Source organism: Aeromicrobium phoceense, from assembly GCF_013868155.1.
Taxonomy (GTDB): Bacteria; Actinomycetota; Actinomycetes; order Propionibacteriales; family Nocardioidaceae; genus Aeromicrobium; species Aeromicrobium phoceense.
Map to the genome: position 1 here is coordinate 1,351,538 of NZ_JACEOG010000001.1, position 20,314 is coordinate 1,371,851.

18 protein-coding genes are annotated in these 20,314 nt (G+C 72.2%); 9 read left to right on the forward strand and 9 right to left on the reverse strand.

All coding sequences use genetic code 11. From position 1 onward, the window contains the following. Nucleotide 1 precedes the first annotated feature (1 nt). Genes H1W00_RS06505 through H1W00_RS06530 form a run of 6 tightly spaced genes read left to right on the forward strand, consistent with a single transcriptional unit; the run spans nucleotide 2 to nucleotide 5,991 of the window. Nucleotides 2-1,048 (forward strand): hypothetical protein, encoded by a 1,047-nt coding sequence (locus H1W00_RS06505; RefSeq protein WP_181754731.1) that lies wholly within the window; start codon nucleotides 2-4, stop codon nucleotides 1,046-1,048. Beyond that, on the forward strand, nucleotides 1,045-1,509 hold the full coding sequence (locus tag H1W00_RS16795) for a DapH/DapD/GlmU-related protein (RefSeq protein WP_181754733.1): 465 nt from the start codon (nucleotides 1,045-1,047) through the stop codon (nucleotides 1,507-1,509). Before H1W00_RS06505 ends, H1W00_RS16795 begins: the two co-directional genes overlap by 4 nt. Beyond that, nucleotides 1,506-2,621: a DegT/DnrJ/EryC1/StrS family aminotransferase gene (locus tag H1W00_RS06515; RefSeq protein ID WP_181754735.1), complete on the forward strand. Its 1,116-nt coding sequence runs from the start codon at nucleotides 1,506-1,508 to the stop codon at nucleotides 2,619-2,621. Before H1W00_RS16795 ends, H1W00_RS06515 begins: the two co-directional genes overlap by 4 nt. Next, nucleotides 2,618-3,682 carry a glycosyltransferase family 2 protein gene (locus H1W00_RS06520; protein WP_181754737.1) on the forward strand — a complete coding sequence of 355 codons (1,065 nt, stop codon included), beginning with the start codon at nucleotides 2,618-2,620 and terminating at the stop codon, nucleotides 3,680-3,682. The genes H1W00_RS06515 and H1W00_RS06520 overlap by 4 nt, the downstream gene beginning before the upstream one ends. Nucleotides 3,683-3,686: 4 nt before the next feature. Continuing rightward, complete coding sequence (locus H1W00_RS06525) at nucleotides 3,687-4,916, forward strand: lipase family protein (protein ID WP_181754739.1); 1,230 nt, start codon at nucleotides 3,687-3,689, stop codon at nucleotides 4,914-4,916. A gap of 10 nt (nucleotides 4,917-4,926) precedes the next feature. After that, a complete protein-coding gene (locus H1W00_RS06530) occupies nucleotides 4,927-5,991 on the forward strand; it encodes a glycosyltransferase family 2 protein (RefSeq protein ID WP_181754741.1) in 1,065 nt (354 codons plus the stop codon). Here the strand turns inward: H1W00_RS06530 and H1W00_RS06535 are convergent. The 4 genes from H1W00_RS06535 to H1W00_RS06550 are packed head-to-tail and all read right to left on the reverse strand — an operon-like array spanning nucleotide 5,975 to nucleotide 9,709. Further along, nucleotides 5,975-7,411, reverse strand: a complete 1,437-nt coding sequence (locus H1W00_RS06535) for a DUF4082 domain-containing protein (protein ID WP_181754743.1) — start codon at nucleotides 7,409-7,411, stop codon at nucleotides 5,975-5,977. The genes H1W00_RS06530 and H1W00_RS06535 overlap by 17 nt on opposite strands. Continuing rightward, nucleotides 7,411-8,256 carry a glycosyltransferase gene (locus tag H1W00_RS06540; protein WP_181754745.1) on the reverse strand — a complete coding sequence of 282 codons (846 nt, stop codon included), beginning with the start codon at nucleotides 8,254-8,256 and terminating at the stop codon, nucleotides 7,411-7,413. The genes H1W00_RS06535 and H1W00_RS06540 overlap by 1 nt, the downstream gene beginning before the upstream one ends. Next, nucleotides 8,253-9,176 carry a glycosyltransferase gene (locus H1W00_RS06545; protein WP_181754747.1) on the reverse strand — a complete coding sequence of 308 codons (924 nt, stop codon included), beginning with the start codon at nucleotides 9,174-9,176 and terminating at the stop codon, nucleotides 8,253-8,255. The genes H1W00_RS06540 and H1W00_RS06545 overlap by 4 nt, the downstream gene beginning before the upstream one ends. Continuing rightward, on the reverse strand, nucleotides 9,173-9,709 hold the full coding sequence (locus H1W00_RS06550) for an acyltransferase (RefSeq protein WP_181754749.1): 537 nt from the start codon (nucleotides 9,707-9,709) through the stop codon (nucleotides 9,173-9,175). Before H1W00_RS06550 ends, H1W00_RS06545 begins: the two co-directional genes overlap by 4 nt. Nucleotides 9,710-9,860: 151 nt before the next feature. Here H1W00_RS06550 and H1W00_RS06555 point away from each other — a divergent pair, with 151 nt between their 5' ends. Beyond that, a complete protein-coding gene (locus H1W00_RS06555) occupies nucleotides 9,861-11,372 on the forward strand; it encodes a lipopolysaccharide biosynthesis protein (RefSeq protein WP_181754751.1) in 1,512 nt (503 codons plus the stop codon). A gap of 2 nt (nucleotides 11,373-11,374) precedes the next feature. Here the strand turns inward: H1W00_RS06555 and H1W00_RS06560 are convergent, their stop codons facing one another. Beyond that, complete coding sequence (locus H1W00_RS06560) at nucleotides 11,375-12,577, reverse strand: glycosyltransferase (protein ID WP_206679978.1); 1,203 nt, start codon at nucleotides 12,575-12,577, stop codon at nucleotides 11,375-11,377. 140 nt (nucleotides 12,578-12,717) lie between these two features. Here H1W00_RS06560 and H1W00_RS06565 point away from each other — a divergent pair, with 140 nt between their 5' ends. Beyond that, nucleotides 12,718-13,986, forward strand: a complete 1,269-nt coding sequence (locus tag H1W00_RS06565) for a hypothetical protein (RefSeq protein WP_181754755.1) — start codon at nucleotides 12,718-12,720, stop codon at nucleotides 13,984-13,986. A 4-nt stretch (nucleotides 13,987-13,990) separates the two neighbouring features. On the opposite strand, the gene H1W00_RS06570 is transcribed toward H1W00_RS06565, so the two are convergent. Further along, nucleotides 13,991-15,361, reverse strand: a complete 1,371-nt coding sequence (locus tag H1W00_RS06570; RefSeq protein ID WP_181754757.1) for an O-antigen ligase family protein — start codon at nucleotides 15,359-15,361, stop codon at nucleotides 13,991-13,993. Continuing rightward, nucleotides 15,358-16,194 (reverse strand): YveK family protein, encoded by an 837-nt coding sequence (locus tag H1W00_RS16800; protein WP_181754759.1) that lies wholly within the window; start codon nucleotides 16,192-16,194, stop codon nucleotides 15,358-15,360. The genes H1W00_RS06570 and H1W00_RS16800 overlap by 4 nt, the downstream gene beginning before the upstream one ends. Before the next feature lie 199 nt (nucleotides 16,195-16,393). On the opposite strand from H1W00_RS16800, the gene H1W00_RS06580 reads away from it, so the two are divergent. Beyond that, the gene (locus tag H1W00_RS06580; protein ID WP_181754760.1) at nucleotides 16,394-17,077 is read left to right on the forward strand and encodes a hypothetical protein; all 684 of its coding nucleotides are present in this window, start codon (nucleotides 16,394-16,396) and stop codon (nucleotides 17,075-17,077) included. A gap of 84 nt (nucleotides 17,078-17,161) precedes the next feature. On the opposite strand, the gene H1W00_RS06585 is transcribed toward H1W00_RS06580, so the two are convergent. Then, a complete protein-coding gene (locus H1W00_RS06585) occupies nucleotides 17,162-18,700 on the reverse strand; it encodes a DUF4082 domain-containing protein (RefSeq protein WP_181754762.1) in 1,539 nt (512 codons plus the stop codon). Between the two features lie 195 nt (nucleotides 18,701-18,895). Continuing rightward, a complete protein-coding gene (locus H1W00_RS06590; protein ID WP_181754764.1) occupies nucleotides 18,896-20,209 on the reverse strand; it encodes a glycosyltransferase family 4 protein in 1,314 nt (437 codons plus the stop codon). Nucleotides 20,210-20,314 lie beyond the last annotated feature (105 nt).

The window sequence follows — 20,314 nt, forward strand, 5'->3', positions numbered from 1 at the left end:
CATGCGCGTCGGAATCATCGGGGGCGGCTTCTTCGGCTTCCACATCGCCCAGCAGATCGAACGGCGCTTCGGCGACGTCCGGGTCGAGATCTTCGAGCGTGAGCCCACGCCGCTGATCGGCGCCGGCACGACCAACCAGTGCCGGCTGCACATGGGGTTCCACTACCCCCGGTCGGGCTACACGATCTACCAGTCGATCATGGGCTTCGACCGCTTCACCGCCGAGTACTCCGAATTCCTCAGCGACGTCGACGAGAACCTCTACGCCGTGCACCACGACGGTCTGGTCTCGGTCGAGGAGTACCTCGCCGTGATGAGCTCGTTCCACCTCAAGTACGAGGTGCTGCCGATCACCGGAGAGCTGCTGCGCCGCCCCGACGACTACGGGCTGCTCATCAAGGTCCTGGAGAAGTCGATCGACGTGAAGGCCCTGCGTGAGCGCCTCGTCCGCAGGTTCGACGGCGTCCTGCACGTGGACACGCCCGTCGACGAGGTGGACGCCGCGGCCGGCACGATCCGCAGCGGCACGCGCGAGTTCGGTCCGTTCGACTACGTCATCAACGCCAGCTACACCGACCCGAACATGGGCCTGCCGGACGACAAGCACTTCCGGATCAAGTGGGAGCTGGCGGCGCTCGTGCTGGCCAAGACCTCGCTGCACTCGAGCATGGCGGTCACGATCATGGACGGCGACTACGTCTCGGTCTACCCGGCGTATGACGGCCTGCACACGCTCTCCTCTGTGGCCTACACGCCGATGCGGCGCTACGACACCCACGCCGAGCTGATGGCCGACTACCCCCACCGCCACGAGATCGCCGAGCGCGAGCACGTCGCGGCGAAGATCGCGCAGGACGTGGGGGAGTACCTGCACGTGGAGCACGACCAGAAGGAGCTGTGGGTCACCGCGAAGACCAAGCTCGCCACCGACATGGGCGACTCCCGCGTCACCGAGGTCCGTCACCACGACCGGCTCTTCTCGGTGCTCTGCGGCAAGATCGACGCCGTCTTCGAGGCCTCCGACGCCATCTTGCGAGAGATGCGGTGAGTGAGCCACGGCGGCTGTCGATCGGCATCCGCGACTCCACGTTCGGTGACGACTGCGTCGTGGCCGAGTGCGTCAACGTCTACGAGGCCACCTTCGGCGACCGGTGCTTCGTGGGCCCGTTCGTCGAGGTCCAGAACGACGTCGTCTGCGGCACGAACGTGCGCATCCAGTCCCACACGCTGGTCTGCGAGGGGATGCGGATCGGTGACGACGTGTTCATCGGCCACGGGGTGATGACCGCCAACTCCCGCTACCCGCAGGCCGGTGCGGCCGACTGGACCTGCGAGCCGCCGGTCGTGGGCGACCGCGTCTCGATCGGCTCCAACGCCACGATCCTGCCGGGCGTCACGATCGGCGACGACGCCGTGATCGGCTCCGGCGCCGTGGTCTCGCGCGACGTCGCGGCAGGCGCCATCGTGGTGGGCACCAACCGTGTCCTCGAGAAGCCGGAGCCCGCATGACCGTCCCCTTCCTCGATCTCGCCGCCCAGCAGGCCGAGATCGCCGACGAGGTGCTGCCGCTGTGGCAGGAGGTCTTCGCGTCCGCGGACTTCGTCGGCGGACCCCACGTCGAGGCGTTCGAGCGCGAGTACGCCGCCTACGTGGGCGTCGAGCACTGCATCGCCGTCGCCAACGGCACCGACGCGATCGAGCTGGCGCTGCGCGCCGTGGGCGTCGTGGCCCAGGACGAGGTCGTGCTCCCGGCGAACACGTTCGTGGCCACCGCCGGCGCGGTCGCCCGGATCGGGGCCGTGCCCGTCCTCGTCGACGTGGACCCCGACCACCTGCTCATCGACCCGGCCGCCGTGGACCCCGTGATCACCGACCGCACGCGGGCCGTCGTCCCCGTCCACCTGTTCGGCCAGACCGCGCCCGTCGAGCTGCTGCGGACCATGGTGCAGGACCGGGGCATCTTCATCGTGGAGGACACCGCGCAGGCCCAGGGCGCCCGCTCGGCGGCCGGCACCGCCGGCGCACTCGGCCACGCCTCCTCCACGAGCTTCTACCCGGGCAAGAACCTGGGCGCGGCCGGCGACGCCGGCGCGGTCCTCACCCGCGATCCGGTGCTGGCCGAGGTGGTGCGCAGCACCGCCAACCACGGCAGCACGGTCAAGTACGTGCACGACCGAGTCGGCATCAACTCGCGCCTCGACGCCGTGCACGCGATCGTCCTGAGCGCGAAGCTGCGCCGCCTGGAGCGCTGGAACGACGCCCGCCGCGCCAGCGCCCAGCGGTACACCGAGCTTCTCGCCGACGTCCCCGGCGTCCGCACCCCGCGCACGCGGCCGGGGAACGAGGACGTATGGCACCTCTACGTCGTGCAGGTCGACGACCGCGACCGCGTGCTCGCGCGCCTGCACGAGGAGGGCATCGGGGCGGCCATCCACTACCCGACGCCCGTGCACCTCACCGATGCGTACGCGCACCTCGGCTACGGGCCGGGCAGCTTCCCGGTCGCCGAGGAGGCCGCGGGCCGGATACTGTCGCTGCCCATGCACCCGCACCTGAGCGCCACCGACCAGGACCGCGTCGTCGACGCCCTCGCCCGCATCGTGGGGGAGGGCGCCGCATGAAGGTGCGCTGGCCGAGCCGGCCCACGGTCGGGCGACTGCCCCACGTCGAGGTCGTCGTGCCCTGCTACAACTACGGCCACTACCTGCCCGGCGCCGTCGAGGCGATCGTGCGCCAGCCGGGGGTCACCACCACCGTCACGATCCTCGACGACAAGTCCACCGACGACTCCGCCGAGGTCGCGGAGCGGCTGACCGAGCAGCACCCGAACGTGCGGCTCATCCGCAACGAGCAGAACCTGGGCGCCGTCCCCACCTTCAACAAGGGCGTCTCGCAGGCCGACTCCGACTACGTCGTCCTGATCTCGTCGGACGACCAGCTGGCGCCCGGTGCGCTGGGCCGGGCCACGGCGCTGATGGAGACGCACCCCAGCATCGGGCTGGTCTACGGCAAGACGCAGAAGTTCCTCACCGACCCGGTGCCGCGGCCCACGCGGCCGGCGGTCACCTGGACCACGTGGGACGGCGACGACTGGATCCGCATGCAGCTGCGCCGGTCGTGGAGCAACATCGCCTCGCCCGAGGCCGTCGTGCGCACCTCGGTCCAGCACGAGGTCGGTCCGTACGACGAGGACCTGCCGTTCACGCACGACGCGCTGATGTGGCTCAAGATCGCCGCGGTCGCCGACGTCGGCCACGTGAACGGCGTCGACCAGGCCTACTACCGGCGCCACCCGAGCAGCATGTCGATGCAGGTCGGCCTCGCGCGCGACGCCTGGGAGCGCTGGCGCGCCTACGACCGCTTCCTCTCCTCCTGGCCGGATCGCGCCAGTGCCGAGCGCCTGCACCCGCACGTACGCCGGCGGCTGGCCGACGAGGTCCTGCTGACCGCACTGCTCCTCGGCGCGGAGTCCCCGCTGACGGACGAGGCGTTGGACGAGGCCTTCGACACCGCCCGCCGGATCGACCCCGAGGTCGTCGGCCGGGCCCAGTGGTCGGATCTCGAGGCCCTGCGCGACGGCCGCCCCGCCGAGGGCCTGCCGGCGCACGCCCGGGCGGCGGCCCGGACGGCCGCCCTCAAGTCCCGGTGGCAGCGCTGGCACCGCTACCGCTACTTCGGGTAGGACGATGAGCTCCCTGCGGTCGCGGCTGTCGCGTCCGGTGGTCCTCGTGGCCATCGCGCTCACGGTCGTGCTCGTCGCGGTCGTGGCGGTGGCCGTCCTGGCCACCCGGGGCGACCCCGGCGACGGTCAACGGTCGACCGCGCCGCTGCCGCAGGAGCCCGGCGAGCTCCTGGAGGCGACGCCCGTCGCCGAGGGAGCGCCCGAGGGCAGCCGCGCCTGGCGCATCCTCTACACGACCAGCGACCGCGAGGGCACCACGATCGAGGCGACGGCCGGCGTGTACGCGCCCGCGGACACGTCCCTCACCGACCTGCCGGTCGTCGCCTGGGGTCACGGCACGTCCGGCTTCGCGCGGGCGTGCTCGCCCAGCCTCCAGCCCGACCCCATGGCCGCCGGCTCGATGTACGTGGCCGACGAGGTGATCGACCGGGGCTGGGTGCTGGTCTCGCCCGACTTCCCCGGCGTGGGTGACGACGGCGACCAGCCGTACCTGATCGGCGAGGGCGCCGGCCGGGCCCTGCTCGACGCGGCGCAGGCGGCGCGCGACCTCGACGACCTCGACACGGCGCCCGAGACGGTGGTGTGGGGCTTCTCCCAGGGCGGTCACGCGGCGCTGTGGGCCGGCGGGCTCCAGCCGGCGTACGCCCCCGACGCCGAGCTGGCCGGGGTCGCCGCCCTCGCGCCGGCCACCTTCCTGAAGGAGACGTTCGACCGGCTGCCGGCGCAGGACCGGATCTTCGCCGCCTACACGATGGCCTCGTACGACGCGGCCTACGACGACGTGCGCTGGAGCGACTACGCGACCGAGGAGGGCGAGTCCTTCGGGCGGGAGGTCGCCGCCGAGTGCCTCCCCGACCCGCAGGCCTACTCCGAGCTGGCGACGGAGGTCATGTCGTTCCAGGACGGCGCGCTCTTCGACCAGTACTTCGCCAGCGGCGCGATGGGCAAGCGGCTGGCCGAGAACGAGCCGGAGCTGCCGGTCGAGGCGCCGCTGCTGATGGCCCAGGGCGCGACCGACACCGTGGTGCTGCCCGAGCGGCAGGCCGAGTTCGCGACGCGGGCGTGCGCGCGCGGCCAGGTCCTGGAGTACGTCACGGTCGAGGGTCGTGACCACCTCGGCCTCGTGCTGGAGGACTCGCCCCTGTTCCCCGACCTGTTCGCCTGGACCGAGGCCCGCTTCGGCGGGACCCCGGGTCCGGCCGAATGCGTCCGGCGCACGGCCGGCCGCGGGTAGGCTCGGCGCGATGCTCGACTACGCCATCGTGGTGGCCACCCGGAACCGGCTCGACATGCTGCGCGTCTCGCTGCCGCTGTTCGTGGCGCAGACCCGGCCTGCCGCCCGCATCGTGGTGGTCGATCGCAGCGACGACCACGAGTCCGTGCGCGCCTACTGCGAGTCCGTGGCCCGAGAGACCGAGATCCCGCTCATCGTGCGGTACGGCGACCAGGCCAACCTCCCCGCCCAGCGCAACCAGGGCCTCGATCTCGTGACCGAGCCGGTCACGATGTACCCCGACGACGACTCGCTGTGGTTCCCCGACACGGCCGAGCACCTCATGGACGTCTACGAGGCCGACCGCAACCGCCGCTACGGCGCGATCTCCGCCACGCCGGTGGCCGCGGCCCCGCCCGGCGTCGACGTGCCGATCCCGCCCACCCGGCGACTGACGAACGTCCCCGTCGTGATGGCGATCAGGAACCGCGTCGAGCGGCTGCTCGTGCCCGCCCCGTTCGTGCTCTTCGGCGCCGAGCGCACGAAGGCACTGCGGTCCGGTGCGGAGCAGGACGGTCTGGACCACCCGCTCGTGCCCACCATCGGCGGCTACCGGATGACGTTCCGCACGGAGGTCCTGCGCGAGCTGCGGTTCGATCCCACGCTCGGCTCGCGCGTCGGGTACGCCACCCACGAGGACATCGACATCGGCCTGCGCGTCCTGGCCTCGGGATCCCTCGTCGCGGCGGCGCCGCGGTCGCTGGTGTTCCACTGCGTCGCCCCCGGCGCGCGGGCGGCCGGGTTCGACTACGGCTTCTTCCACGTCCTGAACTACCTGTACATCTGCGCGAAGGTGATGCCCGAGCGGTCGCTCGCGCGGCGCCGGCTGCGGCGGTACCTGCGCTACAAGCTGTTCCTCTACGCGGCCAAGCGCCGCGACCAGTACGGTCGCGAGGTGCACCAGGGCGCGAAGGCGGCGTACGCCCGGTTCGACGAGATCATGGCGGCCGACCAGTCCTCGCTCCCCGTGCTCTACGGGCAGGTCGCCGACGCCGAGCGCGCGGCCCACGCCGCGTCGCTCACCGCTCGCAGCTGAGCGGCCCGAGGGCGCTGATGTCGCCGTCCGGCGACACCGACACGATTTCGTTGCCCGCGCCCCAGGTGGTCCGGTCGCACGTGGTGACGTTCGAGGGTCCGTACTGCCAGGAGTCGGCGACGACCTTGAGGCCCGAGACCCGGCCCGGGGTGCCGAGCCGGAACGAGAAGCCACCGCCGCCGACCAGCACGTTCTCCACCGTCAGACGCTCGTTGCCCGAGTTCTCGGGGTGGAAGATCGCGCCGTTGCCCAGGCACCCCTCGTCGTGGTTGAGCAGGATCGTGGTGTCGCGGATCGTGGCGGGGGCGGCGCTGTTGGCCTGGAAGCCGTCGCCGTGCCAGTCGACGTCGGGGCAGCCGTCCGCCGGGGCGATGCTGAGGTAGGAGTCCTCCACCACGACGGGGCCGCAGCCGTGCTCGGCGCCACCGGCCCGCAGCCCCTCGGACAGGCCGATGACCTTGACCCGGGTGGCTGTGTAGCCGCCGAACTGCACGGCCGGCTGGAACAGCTCGGTGTCGCCGCGGACGAAGCTGGAGTCCTCGATCACGAGGTCGTTGTTGCAGGCGTTCGCCTGCAGGTTGTCGATGCGCGAGCCGACGAACTCGACGCGTCGGATCGTGACGTCGGGGGCGCGGACGTGCAGCACGCCGTTGACGATCCTCACGTCCTCGAGCACGGTGCCGGGCTCGTCGACGTCGAGGTCGCCCGTGTACGTCTGCTCCGGCTCCCAGTCCTCGGGCACGCCGGTGTCGGCCGACGTGGGGTAGCCGGAGGCCTTGAAGTCGTCGGTGTCGACGATCTTCGGGTCGGCGGGGGCCGCGGCCTCGGGCACCTTGCCACGCGGCATGAACAGCGGGTCGACCCAGTACTGGCTGGACTCCCACGACTTCGTCGGGAAGTTGCTCTCGGCGCCCTCGGCGTAGACGCCGCTCTTGCCGGGCTCGATCTCGAGCGCCCCGGAGTACGACTGGCCCGAGTAGCCGACCGTCTGGGCGAAATTGCCCTGCGGTGCGTGGTACGACACGACGTGGCGCTCGCCCTGCTCGATCTCGACGGGCTGGTCGAACCACGCGGTGCGCCACCCCTCCTGGCCCCCGGTCTCCCCGAAGTCGACGGTGGCGAGCCGCTCGCCGTCGGACGACCACAGGCTGGCCACGTGGGGCCCCTCGTTGCGGGGTGTCCACCAGAAGCGCACGCCGGCGACCGCGCCCTCGACCTTGCTCGTGAACGCCGTGCCGAGCTCCACGGGACCTTCGTCGTTCACCACGCCGACGTGCGCCGGGGGGACTTCGGGCCACAGCGAGACGACGTCGCCCGAGGGGGCACCGTCGTCGAGCGGGTCGATCACGAGGAACGCGACGACGGCGAGGGCGACGAGGGCGACGATGACCCCGAGGCTGATCAGCAGGAGCTTGCGCATCAGCGACCCGCTCCCGCGTCGACCGGCCCGCGCGAGGTCTCGTCGCGGTTCCACGCACGCGTCGAGCGCACCCGCGCGTGCAGGCGGGCCGCGACGGTGACCGTCAGGTAGACGACGGCGGCGGGCAGCAGGCGCGGCTCCTCGCGGACGATGTCGCGCCACGTGGGCCGCGGCGCCTGCACCCGGTGGCCGAGCGCGGCCAGCTCCTGGTTGCCGGCGACGATGCGCACCTGGCGGCGGTAGAGCGAGCGCAGGGTGCGCGGGGGATGCACCGTGAAGGTGGCACCGTCGGGGTTGTGGCGCTCGGCGTGCTCGAAGTGGGCGTAGACGAAGCCGTCGTCGGCGATGACATCGGGGAAGGCGCCGAAGCGGGCGCGGCCCTGCTCCGACAGGGCGTAGACCCCCGCGCCGATCACGTGGTGCCTGACGTAGCCCAGCCGCGAGCGGATCGCGTAGTAGGCCCGGCACGGGAGCGAGAGGCCCGTCATGTCGAACATCGGCCGGGGTGCCGCCGCGAGGTGTCCCGACTCGAGCGCGCCGACGACCGCCTCGAGGGCGCCGGGCGACAGCACGACGTCGGCGTCCAGGTAGATGCGCGGGAAGGCCGAGACAGCCGCGTCGCCGGCGTTCAGGGCAGCGGTCTTGGAGGCGGTGGGGATCTCCACGACCCGGACGCCGTCGTACGCCGCGGCGACCCGGGCGGTGGCGTCGGTGGTGGCGTTGCAGACCACGACGGTCTCGAAGTCGGCCGGGTCGAGGCCGTCGAGCGCCGCCTCGATCGTGCGGCCGATGACGCGCTCCTCGTCGTGGGCCGGAATCACGATGCTCGCGCGGGCCCGGTTCATCGCGCCTCGCCGGGGAAGCCATCCCACCACTCGCCGCGACGACGCCAGGTGGCGAGCCACTTCGCGCCGCGGCCGGTGAGCCGAGAGCCGAGGGCGCGCAGACCGACTCCGGCCCGCAGCAGCGCGACGCCCAGTGGGGCGCCTCGACCGTGGTGGGTGCGGGCGTAGGTGATCTTGCCGGCCAGCAGCAGCGGCTTGCTGCCTGCCGTGCCCTCCGACGAGCGGCCGACGGCGTGGACGACCTCGACCGCGGGATCGATGACGGGCCGGGCGCCGAGCGAGCGCGCGCGGGCGCTGAGGTCGGCGTCCTCGCCGTAGACGAAGTAGCGCTCGTCGAAGCCGCCGAGGCGGTTCCACAGGTCGCGCTCGACGAGCAGCAGGCATCCGGTGATCATGCCGACCTCGCGCACCGTGTCGCGCGGCCAGCGGCCGAGCGACTCGGGATCGAAGACGGTGGAGTGGCGGAAGACGGTGGACAGGCCCGACGCGAAGCAGAACGTGCTCCACAGGCTCGGCAGCCCCCAGCACGACGAGGGCTCGAGATCGCCCTCGGTGGTGAGCGTGCGACCGCCGTACATGCCGTGGCCCGGGTGGCGGCGGGCGAAGTCGACGAGCTCGGCGAGCGAGCCGGGACGGGCGTCCATGTCCGGGTTGAGCATCAGCACCCACGGCGCGGAGCTGGCGGCGGCACCCTGGTTCACGGCGCGGGCGAAGCCCACGTTGGCGTCGTTGCGCAGCAGCCGGGCGTGCGGAGCGTGGCGCTGCACGACCTCGGCGCTGTCATCGACCGACGCGTTGTCCACGACGACGAGCTCGGCGGACAGGTCGCCGAGGGCGGCCGGGAGCGAGTCCAGGCAGCGGCCCACCCAGTCGGCGCTGTTGTAGGTGACGATGACGATCGCCAGGTCGGCGGCGCTCACGTGGCGGCACCGCGGCGGCGCACGACCTTGGCGGGGACGCCGGCGGCCACCGAGTCGGGCGGCAGGTCGCGGGTGACCACGGCGCCGGCGGCCACGATCGTGCCGTCGCCGATCGTGACGCCCGGCAGCACGACGACCCGCGTGCCCAGCCAGGTGTTCGCGCCGATGACGACGTCGGCCTCGCGCTTGGGCAGGTCCATGACGGGTCCCGGCCCCGCGTCGAAGTCGTAGTTCGAGGCGGTGATGAAGACGTCGGGGCCCAGGAGGGCGTGGTCGCCCAGGGTGATGCGGCCGTTGGAGTCGCCGGCCCACAGGCAGCTGCCCTGACCGATGTGCGAGCCGTCGCCGATCGTGACGCGGCTGCCGTTGCGCACCGAGACGGTGGGGGAGAGGCGCACGCCCGCGCCGATCGTGGCGTCGTCGATCGAGGCGCCGTCGTACCCGGCGAAGTTCGCCATCCGCGCCCAGCGACGCCACGTGCGGGGGCGCAGGACGCGTCGCGCCGCACTCGAACCCGGTCGACCGTCGCTCATGAATCGGTCCTCTCGACGTCGCCCGCGAGGTGCGGGCGGTCTGCGCATTCGGCCTCTGACGGACAGTGCCGCGCAGTACAGTGTATTGCGGTCGGGCGCTGCCTTTCCGGGGTTTGGGGCGATGGACCGAGGTCCGTGCGATGGGGTGGGAATGAGCGAAGACACCGGACTCGCCCGGCACACCTCGATCAGCGTCCTGTGGATGACCGCGCAGCGCTGGATCACCCGGCTCGGCGGCTTCCTGACGATCATCATCCTCACCCGGATCCTGTCGCCCGAGGACTTCGGCGTCGCCGCCACGGCCACGACGCTGCTCCCGCTGATCTACGTCCTGGCCGACGCGGGCTTCTCGGCATACCTCGTCCAGGCCGACGAGGTCGACGAGCGCACGCTGGCCACCGCGTTCTGGTTCTCGCTCGTGTCCGGTGCGGCCCTCGCCGGGGTGATCGCGCTCGCGGCGCCGTTCATCGGCGCGGCGCTCGACGTGCCCGAGGCCGCTCCGCTCCTGCAGGTCATGGGCCTGTCCGTGCTCGCCGTCGCGGTCGGCTCCGTGCCGATGGCGCTGCTGCGGCGCGCGATGGAGTTCCGCAAGCTGGCCCTGATCGAGGCCAACGCGGCCATCATCGCCCAGGTCGTGGCGATCACCGTCGCGGTCACCGGCGGGGGCGCCTGGGCGCTGGTGCTGCAGGTCCTGTGCGGCCAGACGATCGTGCTGGTCTCGGTGTGGATCGTGGCGCGCTGGCGGCCCCATCCCGGCTTCTCGCTCGCGCGGTTCAAGGTGATGGTCGCGTTCGGCTCGCACGTCGTCGGCAGCGGGCTCGTGTACGCGCTGCGTGTCTGGGCCGAGACGGCGATCGTCGTCGCCGGGCTCGGCGTGCGCGAGATGGGCTTCCTCTCGATCGCCCAGCGGCTGGTGCAGACGGCCCAGGACCTCTCGATCTCGGCGCTGCTCCCGGTCTCCATGGCCGCGTTCGCGAAGATCCGCGACTCCGTCGACCGGCTACGCGGCTTCTACCTGCGCGCCTCGGCGGTCGCGTACGCCGTGATCACGCCGCTCATGGTGTTCCTCGCGGTCGCGGCGCCCGAGGTCGTGGAGCTGCTCTTCGGCGCCGACAAGGCCGAGAGCGCGCTCGTGGTCCCGGCGCTGGCGATCATGGCGATCGCGGGAGTGGGCTGGGCCGTCGACCAGGCGCTCCTGGTGGGCACGGGTCACCCGGGCCGCTGGTTCGCCTTCATCGCGGTGATCTACAGCCTCGCGCTGCTCGTCTCGCTGTACCTCGTCCAGTTCGGGCTGATCGCGGTCGTCACGGGCTGGGCCGCCATCGCGGTCGCCGAGGCGCTGCTGCGCTCGATCCCCGTGGCGCCGGTCATCGGCGCGACGCGGTGGCAGGTCATGGCACCGTTCGTCAGCGTCGTGCCCACCGCGGTGCTGGCGGGGGCGGCCGGCTGGGGCGTGCTCTGGCTGGCCGACCCGCTGCCGCTCCTCGTCGAGATCTTCCTGGGCGGGACGGCGGTTCTCGTCACCTACCTCGTGGCGATGGCCCTGCTCAAGCCCGCGACGACGGCCACGGTGCTGTCGGTGCTCCCCGGTCGCATCGCGGGTCCGGTGCGCGCCGTGCTCGGCCGTCGCCTCCGCGTCGGGGACGAGTCCCCGGGCGCCTGAGGTCAGCGACCCTCGAGGGCGCGGCGGTAGAGCGTCTCCAGGTGCTCGACGCGGCTGTCCCAGAGCGAGACCTCCGCACTGCGCTCCCGCGCTCCCGCGGCGAGGCGGGCCCTCAGGCCCGGATCGGCGCACAGCCGGGTGAGGGCGTCGGCGAGGTCGCGCGCCAGCTGCTCGGGATCGGTGACGGGCACCCGGATGCCGCAGTCGTCGGTGACGGTGCTCGACGGACCCCCGCGGTCGCACGCCACCACCGGCAGACCGTGCGAGAGCGCCTCGATCACGACGATGCCGCCGGCCTCGCGGTAGCTGGGAAAGACGAAGACGTCGGCGGCCGCGTAGAAGTCGTCGACCGCCTCGTGGTCCACGCGACCGTGGAAGCGGACGAGGTCGGCGATGCCGAGCTCGGCGGCCAACGCCTCGCACGCGGCCCGGTCGTACCCGTCGCCGACGACGTCGAGGGTGGCGGTGCCGCGGGGAAGCAGGTGCAGGGCGCGGACGGCGTCGCGGACGCCCTTGTTGCGGATGACGCGGCCCACGTAGAGCAGTCGCACGTCCCGGGTGCGGTCGGATCCTGGGGCGGCCGGCGGCAGGACCTCGATGCCGGTGTCGCTCATCGTGGTGAAGTCCCGCACGGGGATGTCGCCCAGCTGGTCGCGCACGTAGTCGGCGATGCCCACGACGAGCGAGGCGTTCGCGAACGTGGCGCGCAGGGCGGGGCTGCGCCGCAGGCGGAACCGGTCGAGCCGGCGCAGCCCGGTGAACCACGGGGCGCCGCCCTCCTGGTCGGCGAAGGCGGGCGGCGACTCGAGGCTGCCCCCGACGGGTCCGATCACGTACGGGATGCGGTCGTCCCGCAGCGGCGAGGCGAAGCGCAGGGACACCGGGGTGATCTGGTGGGCGAGGTCGAAGCGCTCGCCGCGGGCGAGCGCCCGGCGGATCCAGCGGCGGGCCCGCCACGCGAAGGGGTAGTAGCCGGGGTTCAGCATGGCCTTGAAGCGCTCGTGGCGCCCGATCAGCGGAGGCTCGTCCCACTCGATGACGCGGGCGCCCTCGACCGTCCCGGTCAGCGGCAGCCCGGCCCTCTGGCGGTAGCACAGGACCGTGACGTCGTGGCGCTCCGCGAGCCGGCGGATCCACTGGTGCGCGATCCACGCCTCGCCGACGGACTCCGGGTGCGCCGTCGAGACGACCAGCAGGAGCCTCACGCGCCGGGTCCCGCGTGGACGGGGGCGAGGAGGACCTCGGGATCGGACATCGCAGCGCTCACCTCGGCGTCGGGGACGGTCGGGCACATCGTATCGGCGAGACGCCCTCGGGCGGGCGATTCCGCGACTAGGCTCGGGCCATGGCAGATCCATCTCGGCTGGTGCCGATCGCCGGGATCGACCGGCTCCTGGGCGGCTCGCGGATCCGCCAGTCCTTCAGCCCACTCGACCTGCCGCCGCTGGAGCTGCTGGGTGACGCGCTCGTGCGGCTCGCCGCCCACGGCCCCCACACCCGGGCCGGGTTCGTGAAGGCCGACGACGAACACTGGCGCTACGTCGGCGCCGGCATCGCCGAGCGGCTGCCCGAGATCTTCCGCGTCGTACCCGAGGGCACGGCCGAGTCGGCCCAGGACTGGCTCGCGGCGCACCTCGTCGAGGACCTCCCGCTGCAGTTCGCCGTGAAGGGCGACGAGCTCGCCTCGGCCTTCGACCACGTGCTGCTCGACGCACCTCTGGCCTCGAGCATGCCGACCATCATCGTGACGATGGCCGGGGGAGCGCCGGTCCCGTCGCTGTTCGACACGGTCACCGAGCGGCCCGTGACGCGCGCCCTGTGGAACACCTTCGGCCGTCACCCCGGCACCCTGCTGACCCTCCTGCGCAGCCGCGGCGCTGCTCCCGAGGTGGCCGCCCTCCCGGCCGGTGCGGTCGAGCGCGAGGACGATCGCGTGCCCCTCGTCGATCCCGGGCACCTGACCCACCGCCTGCACCGCTCGTGCGACGTCGAGCAGATGGCCGGGGTCCGCGAATGGGGTGCGGCGCACGGTCTCGGGATCAGTCCCACCATGATGCTGCTGGCGGCCGCCGCCACGCAGCAGGCCGGCATCCCCATCGAGCCGCAGGGCGACCTGGTGGTCGACCTGCGCCGCTACCTGCCGAAGGGCGTGACCACGGGCGGGAACTTCATCACCGGGGTGTCCGTCCCGGTGTGGGGCGAGGGGTTCGAGCCGCCGATGGTGGGCGAGCGCCTCAGCACGATGCTCGACTCGGGCCGGCCGCTGGCGGCGGTGGCCGCGCGACTGCTGCGAGCGCGGCGGCGCCCGCCCACGGCCCCGACCGAGGCCGACACCGTGCCGCGGCCGGTGCGCGCCCGGACGTCGGTCAGCAACCCCGGCGTCCTGCGGATCTACGAGGCGCTGCCGTGGAAGGTGCCGCCGGCCGAGCGCCGGGTCGTGCACGGCACCGACGGCATCGCGCCGAACGCGATCGGCTGGATCAGCTCGACCGACGCGGGACAGTTCCGCGTCTCGGTGTCCTTCCGTGCCGACGTGTTCGACCCCGCCCTGGTGGACCGTGCCGCCACGCTCATGTTCACCGATCCGGTGGGCGTGCTCGACGCGATGGTCTGACGCCTCAGCGCGCGCGGCGGAGGCGGCGGCGCACCGCGCCGACCCAGCGCCGCGGGTGCGGGACGGCCGGCTTCGTCTGCGCCAGCGCCGCGGGACGGCGTGGCTCGAGCACGACGATCCGGTGCACCGCCCCTGCCATGCCGAGCAGGAGGAAGTACGTGCCCATCGTCATCGGGAACGCGAACGCGTCGAACAGGGCCATGCCCGTGGCGCCGGCGGCGATGGCGGCCAGCAGCGACAGGCCCAGGTCGCGCGTGTCCTCGTCCTCGGCCAGCAGGCGCACCCGCAGCGACACCCACAGGCCCGCCACGGCGAGCAGCAGGAAGGCCGCCGTGCCGACCAGGCCGATGCTGACCATGAGCAGCAGGTACTGGTTGTCGAAGATCCGGTACTTGGGCAGGAACGAGCCCAGGCCGCGGCCGAAGAAGGGCGACTGCGCGATGTACGCCCAGGCGATCTCGTAGCTGTCGGTGCGCGACGTGATGCTCGGGTCGGTGCCGACGTTGCGGAACAGCGACTGGATCGTGCCGAACAGCCGGGGCACGGCGGCGAACAGCACCACCGCCATCGCGAAGGCGCCGGCGAGGAAGAGCCGACGACGCTCGCGCGGCCAGCCGATCACCAGCACCGCCGCGGCGACCGCGGCGCTGACGTAGGCCGAGCGCGAGAAGGTCAGGGCGATCGTGACACCCACCATGAGCGTGGGGATCCACTGCAGCAGCCGTCGCCCGTGCGTGGTGTGGAACGCCGCGTGCAGCGTGAACGGCAGCATCATCGCCATGATCACGCCGAACTCGATCGGGTGCGTCGCGGTGGCCGATGGCCGGATCGTGTCGCCGCGCGTGAACACCTCGAACTGCGCGGCGGACAGCCCCGGGATGGAGATCCGGTTGATGATCGGGTCGCTCGTGACGACCTGCATGATGCCCAGGAACGCCATCAGGCCACCGGCCCACGCCAGGCCCGTTGCCAGCGTGCGGGCGCGCTCCATGGAGGAGATGCCGTCGTGCGCGACCAGCAGCGTGCCCGACCACGAGAGGACGACCGCCATCGCGACGTTCACGGGGCTGATCTCGTCGAAGTCGATCGGCCGGGACATCGCCACGACGTAGGGGATCGCGACACAGCCCACGAAGCCGAACAGGGCGCGCCGGACGGGCAGCACCTCGCGCGCGTGACTCTGGCTGGTGGTGCGCCCCACCTGGTAGAGCGCCCAGCCGCCGAGGCTGATCAGGCCGACCAGCATCGAGGGCGAGCCGGCGCTGCCGAGCGCGGGGACGACCAGCCGGGACGGGATCGCGTAGAGGATGGTCAGGTAGAGCAGGAGCCAGGTGACCGAGTCCATCCGCGCCGGAGTCCGGACGGACGAGCTCATGGCGGGGGGAGGCTCCGGGGGCTCCGGCGGGCGGGCTCCCCCTCCGCGGGCTCCCACGTCTGCTCGTCGCCGGGGGTGTCGGTGCCCCCGTCGGTGTCGGAGGTGGCGTCCTTCACGGACTGCTCGTCGGCCGGCTCGGTGGCCACGGCGTCGTCCGTGTCGGTGGAGTCGGAGGTGACCGTGCCGTCCGTCGCGGGGACCGGTGCGGCGTCGGCCTCGCGACGGCGGCGCGCACGACGGCGGCGCGCGATCGCATCGATGCCTGCGGTGGCGCCGGCGGTCAGCGCCAGGCCCACGGCGACCGCTGCGACGACGGCTCGCGTGGTGGCGCGGGTGACGGCGGTGGCCTCGAGGTCGGCGGCGAGCTGCATGGAGGTGATGGAGTCACCCTTCGGCACGTCCTGCTGGGCCTGCAGGTCGGTGAGCGCGGTGGGCGCCGCGGCCAGGACCGCCTCGAGGGTGTCGACGGTGGCCTTGGCGCTCTGCGCCGACACCTGGACCAGAACCACGGGGCCGCGCATCGTCGGGTCGGTGGTGACCTCGTAGAGGGCGCCCGGCTGCTGCTCGAGGATCTGCTCGCGGACCTCGTCGCCGTTGAGGCGGGCCACCACGAGCGACGTCGGCACGTCGAGGTTGTTCAGCTGGAGGAACGGGTTCTTGATGCCCTCGCCGCTGACCTGGTCCTCGGGAGGCAGCAGCAGCACCGTGCCGCTGGCCTCGTAGACCGGGGGAGTGGACGAGTACGCGGCGTAGCCCAGGACTCCGGTGAGGAGCAGGCCCGCCACGACGACGTACCAGCGTCGCAGCACCGTCTTGATGACTTCTACCAGCATGGATTCCCCAGTGGATCTCGTTCCCCGACTCCCGCGCGATGACCCTGTGCCGGCCGCCGTGGTCCCATCGTAACGAGGGGATCGCGATGCGGGGGGCTTTCCGCCCGGCGGTGGAACACCGCGATCGGCCCGGAACGACGGGAGTGCGTGCCAGACTGGAGGGCGACGCGGACGCTCGGTCCGCCGGAGGAGGAGTGACGTGGTCTTCTGGGACGTGCTCGTCGCCGCCTTCCGGCGCTGGTACGTCGTCGTCCTGGGGCTCGCGATCACCTATGTCGCCGTCGCGGCGGTCGACTCCGGGCAGGACGTCTACTACCTGCGGGGGCAGGCCGTCTTCGTCTCCCCGGCCAGCGAGGTCTACCCGAACAAGCTGCGGGTCAACGCTGCCGACCTGATCACCGTGGCCGGAATCGTCGGCAAGCGGATCAACGGCATGGACGCGCTGCCCAAGACGGCGTCGTCCGCCGCGACCATGGTGGGTCGCGGGGTGCGCGACGGCGTGCTGATCACGCTGCCCGACAACGGGGTCCAGTGGGCGCCGTACTTCGACACCCGCGCCCTCTACATCGAGGTCGCCGCCCCCGATCCCGAGATCGCGCGAGCGCGGCACCGCGAGGCGCTGCGCCAGATCTCGGCCGACCTCCAGACCCTCCAGGACGAGCAGGACGTCGCCGCCGACGAGCGCGTGACGATCGCGCCCTCGCCCGAGTCGCCGGCCGTGGTCCAGTTCCGCGGCCAGCCCAGGCTCGCCCAGCTGATGGTGCTCGTTCTCGGCGGCGGCGCCACCCTGCTGTGCGTGGCGGCCCTGGAGCGGAGCGCCCAGCGCCGCCGCGACCGCAAGCCCGCGGCTGCGGACGACGACCGTGAGCTCGCTCGGGTCTGACCTCCTCCTGCCTGCACGACGAAGCCCCGCGCACCCTCAGGTGCGCGGGGCTCCGTCGTCACGATCGCAACGGGCGGTGCGGGGTCAGCCGCGGAAGCCCAGGCACGAGAGCGGGCGACTGGACGACCAGGCTCCGGTGCTCTCGTTGTAGTTGACGTACTCGTTCCCCGAGCCCCAGGTGATCCCGGCGCCGCAGGCCTGGTTGTGGCTCGGCCCGTAGATCCAGGAGTCCTCGGCCACCTTGAGGTTGGTGACCTGACCCGGGGTGTCAAGGCGGAAGACGAAGCCGCCGCCGGACACGAGCACGTTGTCGATCACGGCACTGGTGTTGCCCTGGGTGGGGTAGAAGAACGCCGAGTTGCCGATGCAGTACGGCGTCGGGTTCAGCTTCAGCACCGAGTGCCGCACCGTGACCTTGGCGCCGTTGTAGCCCTGCAGCGCGTCGCCGTGCCAGTCGATGCCACTGCCGGCACGCTCGCAGCCGGCGTAGGCGTTCACGCTGACGAACGAGTCGACGACGGAGACCTCGCCGCAGCCGTAGTCGCGGCCACCGACGCGCAGGCCCTCGGACGGACCGTCCACCTTGACCCGGCGAGCGGTGTAGCCGCCGAACTGGATGGCCGGCTGGCCGATGTCGGTCGACCCGCGCAGGATCGTCGTGTCCTCGACGACCAGCCCGTTGGAGCACTGGCGGTTGAAGACGTTGCTGATCTGCCCGCTGCTGATCTCGACCCGCCGGACGGTGACGTTCGCCGCGCGGATGTTGAGGTTGCCGTTCACGATCCGCAGGTCCTGGACCACCGCGCCGGCCGTGGTGACGTTGTGGTCACCGTTGATCGTGCGGGTGGGGGTCCAGCCGGCCGGCGTTCCGGTGTTGGCTCGGGTCGGGAAGTTGGAGCCTCCCGCCGGCGGGCTCGTCGGCGCGGTCGTCGGGCTCGTGGTGGGCTGGCTCGTCGGTGCCGTGGTCGGAGCACTGGTCGGCGCTGTCGTCGGAGCCGTGGTGGGTGCCGAGGTCGGAGCCGTGGTGGGTGCCGAGGTCGGGGCCGTGGTGGGCGTCGTGGTGGGCGGGGGCGTCGTGGGCCCGGCGTCGCCGGTGGAGACCACCACGTCGACGTGGTAGTTCGAGGCGCGGTACGTCCGCGTCGGGAAGTTGCCGAGGCGTCCGCTGTAGACACCCGCCTCCGGGGCGGCCCGCAGCACGCCGTTGCTCACCGCACGGGTGAACTGGCGCTGGTCCTGGGGCTGGCGGCCCTGGGGTGCGGAGTAGGAGACGACGTAGTTCTCACCGGGCTCGAGCAGCACGGGGGAGTCGAGGTCCACCGTCTGCAGGCCGGTCTGGCCCGAGGCGGGGGAGGGCGCGGTCGACAGCGGCGAGCCGGTGGGCGACCACAGGGTCGCGATCGTGCCGCTGCTGAGGGTCTGGCTCCGGTACACCTGGATCGACTCGGCGTAGGCCGGACGGGTGACCTGGAACTTCAGCCCGACCTCCCAGGGGCGGGAGTCGCCCAGCGCGCGGGGGCGCAGGTCGTCGGGGAGGAGGCTCTGCGTCTCCGCGGCGGCGGAGGTGCGCTCCGTGGCGGCGAACAGGGCTGGGGTGGTGAGTGTGACGGCGAGCAGTGCCATGACGAGGCTGCGTCGCGAGAAGGAGAGTTTCCGCTTGGCCGAGATCCTGCGGTGCTTTCGGGGGGACTGGGGGGTCAACGGCATGGAGATAGGCCTTGAAGTAGAGGCGTGAACCCGCCAACCCTCGCACGCCCCGACACGGCGATGCAAGCGAAATGGCAGGCAGAACCGGCGCTCGGGCGAGAGTGGAGTGACTCAGGATGCGGGTGGGACTGGGCCCCGCGAGAGCACGAAGCGCTCGAACTCCTCCTGTGTGACCAAGTCCACATAGTTCTTTCTGACTGGTCCGGCCTCGTCCGTGGTACCCAGCAGGGCCCTCCAGACGCCGACGTAAGCCGCCGACTGCGGTTTCCAGTCCAAGTGGGTCGAAACGCGTTCGCGGGCCTCTCGCGCCAGCCTGACGCGCAGTTCCGGGTCGTCGAGCAGGCGCTCGACGGCATCGGTGAAGGCGCCGATGTCACCCGATTCGACGAACAGACATGTCTCACCTGCCGAGACCCGGGTCTCCACGAGGTCGAACGAGACGGTGGGCAGCGCGTAGGCCATGTACTCCATCGTCTTGTTCATCGTGGAGACGTCGTTGAGCGGCGTCTTGAGGTCGGGGCACAGCCCCACCGTGGCGGCGCTGAGGTGGCGCGCGATCTCGGCCGGACCGACCCGACCGGTGAAGCTGACGAGGTGATCCAGGCCCAGCTCGGTGGAGCGCCGGCGCAGGTCCTCGTAGCAGTCGCCGAAGCCCATGAGGACGGCGTCGACATCGGTGCGTCCGCGCCGGTGCACGAGCTCGTCCATGACGTCGAGCACGGTCTCCACGCCGTCCTGCGGGCCCATGATCCCGAGGTAGGCCAGCGTGTGGCGGGTGGGCGTGGGGGCACCCGGATCGTGGATCGGCCGCATCGTCGAGGTGTCCGGGCCGCTGCGCACCACGGTGACGTCCTCCGGACGGAACCCGCCGCGCTCGAGGGCGATCCGCTTGTACGACTCGTTCGTTGAGATGACGTGGTCCGCCGTGGCGTACGTGCGGCGCTCGAGCCACTTCAGGAAGGAGAACTGCAGGCGCTGCATGAGCGAGGAGGGCTCGCCGAAGCGCGAGAGGAAGAGCTCGGGATTGAGGTCGTGCTGGTCGAAGACGAATGCCACGCCGCGCCGGCGCCACAGCCGGGCCAGCGCCCAGTAGGTGTCGGGCGGGTTGCAGGCCTGGATCGCCTGGAAGGGGCGCTCGCGCCACACGCGCAGCGAGAGCCAGGCGGTGCGCAGCCACGAGTAGACGAACTCCACGAGGTACCCGAGAGCGCCCGAGGCCTGCGGCGCCGGACGGTACTTGTGGATGCGGACCCCGTCGAGGGTCTCCGCGGACGGGTCGCCCGGGCCCTTGGGGCAGATCACGCTGACGTCGAACCCGGCGGCGATCAGCGCCCGGCACTCGAGCCACACGCGGCGGTCCAGCGGAACCGGCAGGTTCTGGACGATCACGAGGACGTGCGGCCGGGATGCGGGCGCGTTCGACATGGGCACCAGCGTAGGCAGTCCGCCGGGCCGTCGTGGCGAAACCGCGAGTCTGTCCCGAGTGCCGCGTTTCGTGGCTCGACCGGCGGCCCACGTCCGGTGCCATAC